Genomic DNA, 10,940 nt, shown 5'->3' on the forward strand with positions numbered 1-10,940 from the left:
ATAGTGGACAGGAACCCGGCCGAAGGGCACGCTCCATCCCCGCCGCCGGCCACCCTGCCAGTCCTTCCAGAAGGAGACCCAGCATGGCCACGCCTCCCAATCCCTTTGCAGACTTCACCAAGATGATGGAACAGTTCCGCCTGCCGGGCGTGGACATGAGCGCGGTAATGGAAGCGCGCCGCAAGGACATCGAGGCCCTGACCGAGGCCAACAAGCTGGCCTATGAGGGCATCCAGGCCCTGGTGCAGAAGCAGCAGGAGATCTTCGCCCAGACCATGCAGCAGCTGCAGGCGGCCGCTCAGCAGTACAGCACCGCTGGCAATCCTGCCGAGGCCATGGCCAAGCACAGCGAATTCGTGCAGCAGCAGCTGCACCAGGCACTGGAGAACATGCGCGCGCTGGCCGAAACCGCGCAGAAGGCGCAGGCCGAAGCGCTGGCCGTGATCAGCAAGCGCGCCGAGCAGAATGTGAAGGAGGCTGGCGAGTTGCTCAAGCCGAAATCCAAGGGCTAGCCCAGGCCACCGCTAGCGCTGCTCGGGCGGGACCGGGGCGATCACCCCGGCAAAGCGGGCATGCACCTCGAGGTCCACCGGCCGGTGCTTGACCCTGGTGCTGGCCGGGTCGTTGCCGAGGTAGTTGCCGTTCTTCCAGTCGCGTGCCGGGCGCACCGGACGCGGCACGAAGCCGCCCCCGCAGTTCGGGCAGACATTGCGGAGCGTATCCACGCAGTCTGCGCAGAAGGTGCATTCGTACGAGCAGATGCGGGCTTCGGTCGATGCGGGTGGCAGGGGCTTGTTGCAATGCTCGCAGCCCGGTCGTTTCCGGGCGTTATATCAACCATCTTTCGGCAACGGAAATGAATGCCGCGACCGTGTCTCTGGGCATCGCCGGACGTCCCAAGGCTCGATGCTCCCCTACATCGGCCTGCGATAGTGAAGCCTCGTCGCACTGGCTTATCGCTCCCCCTTACCGCACCCACCCCCTCTCCATCAACGGCACATCCCACGGCGGCTCGCCCTCCAGCCTTTCCGCCAGGTAGTCCACCAGCACCCGCACCTTCAGCGCCTGCCGCTGCGTGGCCGGATACACGGCGGCGAACTCGAACGATGACAGCGCATAGTCGTGCAGCACCGGGACCAGCCGGCCGGCCAGCAGGTCTTCGCTGGCGACCAGCGTGGGCAGGCAAACCACGGCGGCACCGCTGACCGCATAGTCGCGCAGCAGGTGGACGGAGTTGGTGCGCATGCGCGGGGCCAGGTCGATCTCGACCGATTCGGCATCGCGCGAGAAGGTCCACTTGTTGCGGGTCGGGTAGGCGGAGTACAGCGCCACCTTGCTGCAGATCAGGTCCGCCGGCCGCTCCGGCTTGCCCCAGCGTTCAATGAACTCCGGGGCCACGCAGAAGATCCGGCGCAGCGTGAACAGGCGCCGCGCGATCAGCGAATCGTTCTGGGGCGCGAAGATCTGGAAGGCCACGTCGAAGCCTTCCTCGATCGGGTCGATGACGCGGTCGTTGACGACGACGTCCAGTTCGATATCCGGATACTGCTGGCTGAAGCCGGCCAGGATATCGGCGAAGTGGCCAATGGCGAAGCCGGGCAGCACCTGGATGCGCAGGCGCCCCGCCGGGGTGGCGCGCAGGTCGCGCATCTGGTCGGTCAGGTCGGCCAGGTTGGCGACCACGTCGGCGCATTGACGGTAGTAGGTCTCGCCCACTTCCGACAGGCGCACGTGCCGCGTGCTGCGATGGAACAGCGGCGCGTTGATGTACTTCTCGAGCTGCTGCACGCGGTGGCTGACGACGGAATTGGTCACACCGAGCTGGCGCGCGGCCTCGGCAAAGCTTAACGTGTCCGCGACCCTGACAAAGGCTTCGATACTGAGAAAACGGTCCATGGCAAACCCGTGCGAAGAGGATCATGACCCACCGCAGTGCTACCATCTGGCCCTCGCCGGGCCAGCAAGGCCGACAACGTACCGCGGTTGCTTGCACAACGGTGGGGCGCGGCGACATCCCGGCCGCGATCAGAAGGCAGTTCGACGGCAATCATAGCGAACGAGGGGCAGATCCGTCATGCAGATCCGTGCATTGCATCGCCGTCGCGTGGTGCTGGGCGGCGCCGCGGCCATGCTGCTGGCCGGCCGCACCGGCGCACAAGCGCGCAGCAACGGCCCGCTGGTGCTGGTCGTGCCGTTTGCGCCAGGCGGCGTGGTCGACAAGACCGCGCGCGCAGTCCATGTTGGCCTCGGACGCCGGCTCGGCCAGACCGTGGTGATCGAGAACCACGACGGCGCCGGCGGCACCATCGGCACGGGCATCGTGGCGCGCAGCAAGGCCAACGGCCACACCATCGGCCTGGTCTATGACTCGTATGCGACCGAGCCGCTGGCCTACCCGAACCTGCCTTACCGCGCCGGGCGTGATCTCACTGGCGTGTCGTATATGGTGCGCGCGCCAATGGCGCTGGTGGTGCCGGCCGCGTCGCCGTGGCGCACGCTGCAGGACTATGTGCGGGCGTGCCGACAATGGCGCGAGGTGTCTTATGCCTCCGTGGGTGTCGGCAGTTCCAACCACCTGACCGCCGAATGGTTCCACCAGGCCGCCGGCACCCATGGCCTGCACGTGCCGTTCCGCGGCGGCGCCCCGGCACTGAAAGACCTGCTGGGCGGCCATGTCGATTCGATGTTCGCCAGCCTGCCGCTGGTGCTGGCGCAACTGCAGGCCGGCAAGCTGCGGGCGCTCGCGGTCAGCTCTTCTGCGCGCAATCCGCATCTGCCGACGGTGCCCACGCTGGCCGACACCTGGCCGGGCCTGGTCACCTATTCCTGGGTCGGCATGATCGCGCCGGCCGGCACGCCGGCCGCGCAGCTCGACCGCCTGGCCGCCGCAGTCAGCCAGACGCTGCGCGAAGCGGCCGTCACGCAGTACCTGTACGACAATGGCTTTGAAGTCGTGGCCAGCGGACGCGAGGCGATGAATGCACTGGTCGCTTCCGAAGCGGCGCGCTGGGCGGAACTGGCGCGGCAACGCACGCTGGCGCTGAGCTAGCGCGATGCCTAGTGCGCCTGCGGCTCGTCCCGTGCTGCTTCCGCAGCCGGGCGTGCCGCCGTCGGCGCCGACGGTGCGCCGGTGATCTTCGGCACGCACTCGCCACGGAACCAGGCCACCGTGACCGCCTCGCCCGCCAGCAGGCGCTTGACGGGCGGCACCACTTGCTCGCCGATCAGCATGCCCAGCAAGCCGATCAGCGCCACCACCGGCGGCGCCGGCGAGCGCACCTGCAGCAGTGCATAGATGATGCCGACCAGGATGCCGGCGGCCAGTGATACCAGATAGAGCTTCATTGCGTTCTCCCTGAAATGATTGGTGGTGCCGCGCGGGCTTCAGCGCGCAAAGTGCGGCGCAATGCCGGCATCCACGTTGATCCATACCGAGCGCGACTCGGTGTAGCCGTGCATCGCCTCGAACCCCATGTCGCGCCCGTAGCCGGATTCACCCACGCCGCCGAAGGGGCTGCCCGGATGGACGCGCTTGTAGCAGTTGACCCAGCACATGCCGCCGCGGATATCGCGCGCGAGGCGGTGCGCGCGGGCCAGGTCGCGCGTCCATAGCCCGTTGCCCAGCCCGTATTGCGTGGCGTTGGCGATGGCCAGCGCCTGCTCGTCGCTGGCAAAGCGCAGCACCGTGACGACCGGGCCGAAGACCTCTTCCTGGGCGATGCGGTCCTGCGGGCGCGCAGCGACCACAGTGGGCTCGACATAGAAGCCCTGGCGCAGGCCGGGGTCGGCAGGGGCCTTGCCTCCGGCCAGCACGGTGCCGCCCTGGGCCTGTGCCATCTCCACAGACTCCAGCACGCGGTCGCGGTGGGCGGCCGAGGTCAGCGGCCCCATCTCGGTGGCAGGGTCGGCCGGATCGCCCACGCGGATCGATTGCGCCAGCGCCACGAAGCGCTCGAGGAAGGCATCGGCGATGTCCTCATGCAGCAGCAGGCGCGAGCCGGCGATGCAGGCCTGGCCCTGGTTGTGGAAGCTGGCCCAGGCCGCGCCCGCCACGGCGGTATCCAGGTCGGCATCGGCAAAGACGATATTGGCGCCCTTGCCGCCCAACTCTAGCTGGATGCGCTTGAGGTTGCCGCGCGAGGCCTCGACGATGCGCCGGCCGGTGGCAGTGGACCCCGTGAAGGCGATCTTGTCCACGTCGGGATGATTGGCCAGCCGCTGCCCGGCCACGTTGCCGAAGCCGGGCACGACGTTGATCACGCCCGGCGGGAAACCGACGTCAGCCGCCAGCGCCGCCACGCGCAGCGCGGACAGCGGCGTCAGCTCCGACGGCTTGAGCACCACCGTATTGCCCGCCGCCAGTGCCGGCCCCAGCTTCCAGCCGGTGAACATCAGCGGGAAGTTCCACGGCACGATCTGCCCCACCACGCCGACCGGGGCCCGTTGCACATAGTTGAGAAAACCGGGTTCGACCGGCACCACGGTGCCTTCGATCTTGTCGGCCATGCCCGCGAAGTAACGGAAGCACGCGGCGGTGCGCGGTACGTCGAGGCCGCGCGCATCGCGGATGGGGTGGCCGGTGTCGGCGCTTTCGAGTTCGGCCAGACCCGTGTCGGCCTCGATGGCGTCGGCCAGCCGTGCCAGCAGCCTGCCGCGTTCGCCGGCGGCGAGGCGCGACCATGCGGGAAAGGCGCGGCGTGCCGCGGCCACGGCGCGGTCGATATCGAGCTGCGCGCCCGCGGTCACGCGCGTGATCAGGCTGCCGTCGTGCGGATTGACGACGTCGAGGGTGTCCCCGTCAAGGGCGTCGACGAAGCGGCCGTCGATAAACAGCTGGTTGTGCATGGGGGGTCCTTGGGGGACGAGGGACGCGTAGGTGGCAGGGTGGCGGCATTGCCTGAAGGGCGGTGTCGGTCGCCACGCCTGCCCTCACCCCTGCTCCGCTCCCGCAAGCGGGAGAGGGGAGTTCCGCAGCGGCAGATCGGAAGGCCGTCGCTATGGCTTGCTTATTCCAGAGGCCGCCCCGCTGCCAGCAGGTGCCGCACCCGCGGCGGCCCTTCGCCGGTGTGGAAGCGCGCGACCTCGCGCTGCAGGTCTGCGTCCGCGTGCGGCACGCGCTCGTGCTGGCGCAGGTGTTCGGCCCAGGATTCGACCAGGAACCACTCGGTGTAGGCCTCGGCATCGGCCGGGTCCTCCATCACGCCCCAGTTGAACGCGCCATCGCGCAGCCGTTCCTCGGACAGCTTGTGGATGGCTTGCAGGAAGCCTTGGCGGTCGGCCACGCGCACGCGGTATTCGATCAGGATCATCACCGGGCCGCGGTCGTGCGCCACCTCCTCGGCGGCTTCGGGCGCTGGCCAGTGCCGTGCCGGGCCCAGGTCTTCCTCGCCACGCGGCAGCTTGACGCGGTGCATGACGAAGGCGGCCACGCACAGCGCGGCCGCGGCGATCATCAGCGCCGCCGGAGTGCCCAGCCCCTGCGCGACAAAGCCCCACACCAGGCTGCCCAGCGCCATGGCGCCGTTGAACACCATCTGGTAGACCGCCAGCGCGCGGCCGCGCACCCAGTTGGGCAGGATCGCCTGGGCCGTGCCGGCCAGCGTGGTCAGCGCCAGGATCCACGCGGCGCCAAGCAGCAGCAGCGCCAGCATGGCGACCCATGCCGGCGGCGCCACCGACAGCACCGCCATCACCGCGGCGGTAGCCAGTGCCGCGGCCAGCATCAGCTGGTCCAGGTCCAGCCGTTTCTGCAGGCGCGGCATCACCAGCGCGCCCAGGATCGCACCCACGCCGACCGCGCCAAGCAGCATGCCGTACAGCGATGCGCCGCCGTGCAGCATCTGGCGCGCCACCAGCGGCAACAAGGCCCAGATGCTGCTGCCCAGCGCGAAGTAGCAGGCCGCGCGCAGCAGCACCACATGGAGCTTGCTGTGCGCCCTGGCAAAACGCACGCCGGCGCGGAAAGCACCGAAGAAATGCTCGCGCAGCGGGTCTTCGGCGCGTGCCGGGCGCTTCCACCACAGCAGCGCGGCAATCACGAACAGATAGCTGGCCACGTCCGCGCCATAGGTCGCCGCCGCGCCGAACGCGGCCAGCAACAGGCCGCCCGCGGCCGGCCCGATGGCGCGCGCGATATTGACGCCCAGCGAGTTCAGCGCCACCGCCGGCTTCAGCTCACCGGCCGGCACCAGTTCCGGCACGATCGACTGCCAGGTCGGCCCCATCATCGCGGTGCCGATGCCGCCCAGGAAAGCCAGGCCGATCAGCAGCTCGATGGTCAGCCCGTCCTGCCATGCCAGCAGCATCAGCGAACCGCTGACCATTGCCAGCCCCACCTGGATCACGATCAGGAAGCGGCGGCGGTCGAGGATGTCAGACAGCACGCCGGCGGGAATCGCCAGCAGGAACACCGGCAGCGTGCCGGCCGCCTGGATCATGGCGACCGCGGCGGGCGAGCCCGACAGGTCAGTCGCCAGCCAGGCGCTGGCCACATCGCGCATGAAGCTGCCGATATTGCCCAGCACCGTCGCCGCCCACAGCACGGCGAAGGTGCCATGCGCCAGCGGCGCGAAGCTGCCGCCGGCCGGCGCGGCGGCACCGGGGATCGGCGCGGGCTTGGCGGCCGGGCTCATGCCTGGCCCCTGCCCGCGCGGCATTGCCGCAGGTCTTCCCAGGCGACCAGGCAAAGGCCGCCGGCCAGCGCGATATGCTCGAAGAAGGCGTTGGCCTGCCCGAAGCGTGCATCCGGCGGCGCCTGCCAGAAGCGGTTGGCGACAAAGGTTGCCAACAAGGTGAAGACGGCCAGCGCCAGCGCGCCCAGCCACCGCAGCCGCCCGCTCAGCATCAGCGCGGCCGCGCCCAGTTCCAGCACGATCACGGCCGCTGCCAGCGGCGCGGCCGGCGCCAGGCCGAAGTGCTGCATCTCGGCGATGGCGGCACCGAAGTCAGCCGCCTTGACCAGTCCACCCTGCAGGTAGGGCGCGGACAGTGCCAGCAGCGCCAGCCAGCGCAGCCAGGCCGAGGGCGCGCCGGGCGTGGTCGCCGCGCGCGCCGTGGGGCGGATGGGATGGGCAGTCATGGTCGGGTCTCCTGGTATCGGCAACGCAGCGGCATCAGAACGCCCAGCATGAGCAACCCAGCGCGCCCCAGAACGTACTCTCGTCCGAGGTGGGCACGCCGGCCGTCCAGGCCCTGGCATGCGCATGGCCGTGCACGCCGCATGAACTGGCACAGCCGCAGGCTGTGTTCAAGGCCAGCTTTTGGGCTTGCGGGCGCGGCTGGTAGCCGCCCGCGTGGCGCACCGGCGACCAGTCCGGCATGGCCGGCGGGATGGCGGGCGACAGCTTGCCGAAGTCGCCGTCGCCATAGACCACTTCGCCGCCGAGGATGGTCAGCACCGAGGTGATGTCCTGGATCTCGTCGCCCGGCACGCTGAAGTAATCCGCGGACAGCACCGCCAGGTCGGCCAGCTGGCCCGCCTTGATCTGGCCCTTCTTGCCGGTTTCGGACGAGAACCAGGTATTGGCCTCGGTCCACAGCCGCAGCGCGGTCTCGCGATCGAGCAGGTTGGCCTGCGGGTACATCGACATGCCGCCCACGGTCTTGCCAGTGGTCAGCCAGTACAGCGACACCCACGGGTTGTAAGAGGCCACGCGCGTGGCGTCGGTGCCGGCGCCGACCTTGACGCCCTTCTCCAGCATTTTCTTCACCGGCGGCGTCGCCTCGGCCGCGCGTGCGCCGTAGCGCTCGACAAAGTACTCGCCCTGGTAGGCCATCCGGTGTTGCACCGCGATGCCGCCGCCGAGTGCGGCGATGCGGTCGATATTGCGGTCGGAGATGGTCTCGGCGTGGTCGAAGAACCAGTTCAGGCCGTTGAACGGGACGTCCTTGGCCACCTTTTCATAGACATCGAGCGCACGGGAGATGGTCTGGTCGTAGGTGGCATGCAGCCTCCACGGCCAGCGCTTCTCCGCGAGCAGGCGGATCACCGGCTCCAGGTCGGCCTCCATCGACGGCGCCATCTCGGGGCGCTCGACGCGGAAGTCCTCGAAGTCGGCAGCGGTGTAGACCAGCATCTCGCCGGCGCCATTGTGGCGGTAGAGGTCGTCGCCCTGGCCAGGCTTCACCCTGGAGGCCCAGGTCTTGAAATCGCTGAGCTCTTCCTTGGGCTTCTGCGTGAACAGGTTGTAGGCCAGGCGCACCGTGAGCTGCCCGGCCTGGTGCAGTTCCTCGATGATGCTGTAGTCCTCCGGGTAGTTCTGGTAGCCACCGCCGGCGTCGATCACGCCGGTGACACCCAGCCGGTTGACCTCGCGCATGAAATGCCGCGTGGAGTTCTTCTGGTATTCAGGCGGCAGCTTCGGGCCCTTGGCCAGCGTGGCGTAGAGGATGGTGGCGTTGGGCCTGGCCAGCAGCAGGCCGGTGGGATTGCCGCGCGCATCGCGCGCGATCTCGCCGCCGGGCGGGTTCGGGGTGTCCTTGTTGTAGCCCACCGCGCGCAGCGCGGCGCCGTTCAGGATGGCGCGGTCGTACAGGTGCAGGATGAAGACCGGGGTGTCGGGCGCCACGGCATTCAGTTCCTCGATGGTGGGCAGCCGCTTCTCGGCGAACTGGTGCTCGGTGAAGCCGCCCACCACCCGCACCCATTGCGGCGCTGGCGTGCGCGCGACCTGTTCCTTCAGCATGCGCATGGCGTCGGCGAGCGAGCGCACGCCGTCCCAGCGCAGCTCCATGTTGTAGTTCAGGCCGCCGCGGATGATATGCATATGGCTGTCGATCAGCCCGGGAATGGCGCGCCGGCCATTCAGGTCGACCACCTTCGTCTGCGCGCCGGCCAGCTTCATGATGTCCTGGCGCGTGCCGACGGCGACGAAACGCCCGTCGCGGATCGCAACGGCGTCCGCCTGCGGCCTGGACTTGTCGAGCGTGGCGAACTTGCCGTTGACGAGAATGAGGCTGGGCTGGCTGCCAGGCGGCATGGCGAAGGTCTCCGAGAGCGGCGCCGCGCCGAGCGCGGCGGCCGAGGCGATAAATTGCCGGCGGGTGACTGACATCGGGCTCAGGCCTTCAGGAAGGCCAGCAGGTCGGCGTTGACCTGGTCGGCATTGACCACGCACATACCGTGCGAAGCGCCCGGATACACCTTGAGGGTCGCGCCCTTGACCAGTTCCACCGACCGCTTCGCCGCAGCGTCGATGGGCACGATCTGGTCGTCATCACCATGCAGGATCAGCGTGGGCACGTCGAACTTCTTCAGGTCCTCGGTGTAGTCCACTTCCGAGAATTCCCTGATGCAGGCGTACTGGCCCACGATGCCGCCGGCCATGCCCTGCGCCCAGAAGGCATCGATGGTGCCTTGCGAGACCTTGGCGCCCGGCCGGTTGAAGCCGAAGAACGGCGTCGCCAGGTCCTGGTAGAACTGCGAGCGGTTGTCGGCAACGCCCTTGCGGATGCCGTCGAACACATCGATCGGCAGCCCGCCGGGGTTGGCCGCGGTCTTGAGCATGATCGGCGGCACCGCGCCGATCAGCACCGCCTTGGCGACACGGCCGGTGCCATGGCGGCCGATGTAGTGCGCCACCTCGCCGCCACCGGTGGAATGCCCCACCAGCGTGGCATCGCGCAGGTCCAGCGCGTCCAGCAGCGCGGCCAGGTCGTCGGCGTAGGTGTCCATGTCGTTGCCCTGCGCCGGCTGGTCCGATCGCCCGTGGCCGCGGCGGTCATGGGCGATCACCCGGAACCCCTGCTGCACCAGGAACAGCATCTGCGCGTCCCACGCATCGGCATTGAGGGGCCAGCCGTGGGAGAAGACCACGGGCTTGCCACTGCCCCAGTCCTTGTAGAAGATCTGCGTGCCATCCTGCGTCGTAATGGTGGTCATGATGGGACTCCTGGATGCAATCAAGGGATCGGGTGAGCTTGCGGCTGGTTCAGTGCCGGCTCAGCGGGCAGGCACGGCGGCCAGTGCCTCATGCGGCGTGGCGGTGCGCTGCGCGGCCTTGTGGACCATGGTGTAGGCGTAGTCCACCCCCATACCGTAGGCGCCCGAGTGCTCCTTGACCAGTTTCATCACCGCGTCATACGTGTCGCGGTGGGCCCAGTCGCGCTGCCATTCCAGCAGCACCTGCTGCCACGTGACCGGCACCACGCCGGCCTGGACCATGCGCTGCATGGCGTAGTCGTGGGCTTCCTTCGAGGTGCCGCCGGAGGCATCGGCCACCATGTAGATCTCATAGTCGCCTTCGGCCATGGCGCAAAGGGCAAAGCTGTTGTTGCAGACCTCGGTCCACAGGCCGGACACCACCACCTTCTTGCGACCGTTGGCCTTGAGGGCGTCACGCACCTTCTGGTCGTCCCAGGAGTTCATCGAGGTGCGCTCCAGCAGCTTGTGGTCCGGGAACACATCCAGCAGTTCCGGGTAGGTGAAGCCCGAGAACGACTCCGTTTCCACCGTGGTGATGGTGGTCGGGATATTGAAGATCTTCGCCGCCTTGGCCAGGCCAACGGTGTTGTTCTTCAGGGCCTGGCGGTCCATCGACTGCACCCCGAAGGCCATCTGCGGCTGGTGGTCGATAAAGATCAGCTGGCTGTTTTGCGGGGTCAGGACTTCGAGCTTGGGGTTCGTCATGATGATCTCCGGTCAGGGGGCGCCTGGATAGGCTGTGAAGTTAGTTATTGCTACCGCTGTATTCGTTCACCAGTGGTGTTCGCCTGGGGTGTGTGCATAGTAGGCAAGGCGCCGTGCACTGACTACGTAGCAAAGTCCGAGGACAGTGTTCGCGATTTGCGAATAATCGGGAGATGCAGTCGGGCGGCGGGCCGTGGCGGGAAATGGCGAGCGTGAGGGCGCTGCCCAGCGCTGCGGGGTGGGTACTGCCAGGGGGACTCGGGGCGAGATGCGCCAGGCGGGTACGTGCCTGCACCCGCCTGGCAACGGGCCG

10 protein-coding genes and 1 pseudogene are annotated in these 10,940 nt (G+C 68.3%); 2 read left to right on the plus strand and 9 right to left on the minus strand.

Annotated elements, in window-relative coordinates; all coding sequences use genetic code 11:
• The first annotated feature begins 83 nt into the window (after positions 1 to 83).
• Positions 84 to 512, plus strand: a complete 429-nt coding sequence (locus AC3WRR_RS29665) for a phasin family protein (RefSeq protein WP_010812825.1) — start codon at positions 84 to 86, stop codon at positions 510 to 512.
• A 12-nt stretch (positions 513 to 524) separates the two neighbouring features.
• On the opposite strand, the pseudogene AC3WRR_RS29670 reads toward AC3WRR_RS29665, so the two are convergent.
• Both AC3WRR_RS29670 and AC3WRR_RS29675 read right to left on the minus strand, forming a co-directional pair.
• Positions 525 to 818, minus strand: a pseudogene (locus AC3WRR_RS29670) (DUF1272 domain-containing protein); the annotation flags it as partial.
• A gap of 148 nt (positions 819 to 966) precedes the next feature.
• Complete coding sequence (locus tag AC3WRR_RS29675; RefSeq protein WP_492298831.1) at positions 967 to 1,896, minus strand: LysR family transcriptional regulator; 930 nt, start codon at positions 1,894 to 1,896, stop codon at positions 967 to 969.
• Positions 1,897 to 2,074: 178 nt separating this feature from the next.
• Between AC3WRR_RS29675 and AC3WRR_RS29680 the strand changes: the two genes are divergently transcribed.
• Positions 2,075 to 3,049, plus strand: coding sequence for a tripartite tricarboxylate transporter substrate-binding protein (locus tag AC3WRR_RS29680; protein WP_492298833.1), 975 nt, complete (start codon positions 2,075 to 2,077; stop codon positions 3,047 to 3,049).
• Between the two features lie 8 nt (positions 3,050 to 3,057).
• Here AC3WRR_RS29680 and AC3WRR_RS29685 read toward each other — a convergent pair whose 3' ends face one another.
• The 7 genes from AC3WRR_RS29685 to AC3WRR_RS29715 form a co-directional block, all read right to left on the minus strand.
• Positions 3,058 to 3,345 carry a XapX domain-containing protein gene (locus AC3WRR_RS29685; RefSeq protein WP_010812820.1) on the minus strand — a complete coding sequence of 96 codons (288 nt, stop codon included), beginning with the start codon at positions 3,343 to 3,345 and terminating at the stop codon, positions 3,058 to 3,060.
• Between the two features lie 39 nt (positions 3,346 to 3,384).
• Positions 3,385 to 4,845: an aldehyde dehydrogenase family protein gene (locus tag AC3WRR_RS29690; RefSeq protein WP_439669249.1), complete on the minus strand. Its 1,461-nt coding sequence runs from the start codon at positions 4,843 to 4,845 to the stop codon at positions 3,385 to 3,387.
• A 161-nt stretch (positions 4,846 to 5,006) separates the two neighbouring features.
• Positions 5,007 to 6,632, minus strand: a complete 1,626-nt coding sequence (locus AC3WRR_RS29695; protein WP_010812818.1) for an MFS transporter — start codon at positions 6,630 to 6,632, stop codon at positions 5,007 to 5,009.
• The gene (locus AC3WRR_RS29700; RefSeq protein ID WP_439669250.1) at positions 6,629 to 7,078 is read right to left on the minus strand and encodes a DoxX family protein; all 450 of its coding nucleotides are present in this window, start codon (positions 7,076 to 7,078) and stop codon (positions 6,629 to 6,631) included. Before AC3WRR_RS29700 ends, AC3WRR_RS29695 begins: the two co-directional genes overlap by 4 nt.
• A 34-nt stretch (positions 7,079 to 7,112) precedes the next feature.
• Positions 7,113 to 9,053, minus strand: a complete 1,941-nt coding sequence (locus AC3WRR_RS29705) for an amidohydrolase (RefSeq protein ID WP_011617553.1) — start codon at positions 9,051 to 9,053, stop codon at positions 7,113 to 7,115.
• 5 nt (positions 9,054 to 9,058) lie between these two features.
• Positions 9,059 to 9,880 carry an alpha/beta fold hydrolase gene (locus AC3WRR_RS29710; RefSeq protein ID WP_010812815.1) on the minus strand — a complete coding sequence of 274 codons (822 nt, stop codon included), beginning with the start codon at positions 9,878 to 9,880 and terminating at the stop codon, positions 9,059 to 9,061.
• A gap of 60 nt (positions 9,881 to 9,940) precedes the next feature.
• On the minus strand, positions 9,941 to 10,627 hold the full coding sequence (locus AC3WRR_RS29715) for a hydrolase (RefSeq protein ID WP_010812814.1): 687 nt from the start codon (positions 10,625 to 10,627) through the stop codon (positions 9,941 to 9,943).
• Positions 10,628 to 10,940 lie beyond the last annotated feature (313 nt).

It is taken from the genome of Cupriavidus sp. FW305-3-2-15-C-LB2 (assembly GCF_058787575.1).